Origin of the sequence: Kocuria subflava (assembly GCF_012163155.1) — a bacterium.
Lineage (GTDB): Bacteria > Actinomycetota > Actinomycetes > Actinomycetales > Micrococcaceae > Kocuria > Kocuria subflava.
In genome coordinates this window covers 1-544 of sequence record NZ_JAAVUN010000217.1, presented here as the reverse complement: position 1 = coordinate 544, position 544 = coordinate 1, and the positions used below count along the sequence as shown (strand labels likewise).

2 protein-coding genes are annotated in these 544 nt (G+C 65.6%); one reads left to right on the top strand and one right to left on the bottom strand.

Annotation, left to right across the window (positions count from 1 at the left end):
• A partial coding sequence (locus GTW58_RS14820) for a glycosyltransferase (RefSeq protein WP_342453332.1) occupies window positions 1–406 on the bottom strand: 406 nt, incomplete at its 3' end.
• On the opposite strand from GTW58_RS14820, the gene GTW58_RS15185 reads away from it, so the two are divergent.
• On the top strand, window positions 335–544 hold a 210-nt coding region (locus GTW58_RS15185), incomplete at its 3' end, for a hypothetical protein (RefSeq protein WP_245195281.1). The two genes, GTW58_RS14820 and GTW58_RS15185, sit on opposite strands and share 72 nt — an antisense overlap.

The following is a 544-nucleotide window of genomic DNA, read 5'->3' as shown; positions in this document are numbered from 1 at the left end:
GGTCGCCCGCTTCTGCCAGTCCGGGCCCGGACCGATCACAGACGATCCCGGCACCGTATTCCTGAACCAGTGGAGCCAGCCCGCAGTCGTGGTTGATCACCACGGGCCGTCCGCAGGCCATGGCCTCCAGGACGGACATCGGAAACGGTTCATTGCGGGAAGGCAGGACGAACACGGAACACTTGCTGATGGCCTCCGTGACGGCTGTGGGCTCGACCGGACCGTTCCATTGCAGCCTTCCGGACAGAGGAGTTGTGGCGATTGCCTGGGTCACGCGGTCTCCTTCGCCTTCATCAGGCCCCAGGAGCGTGAAATCGACCTCGGGGTGATGCGCATGGAGTTGTCTTGCAGCTTCGACGAACGCCATGGGCTGCTTGCGCGGGTGAAGGCGGGCCAGAAACAGCACGGCCGGGTGCTCGGGTTGGGGCGCCGGCGCGGACGGAGGGGTCGGGAGTCCGTTGGGCACCTGAACTGTTGGCAGGCTGCGCCCCGCAACGGCTTCGATCTCGGCGGCTTCCACCGGACGCAAGTGGAGAATTGCCTT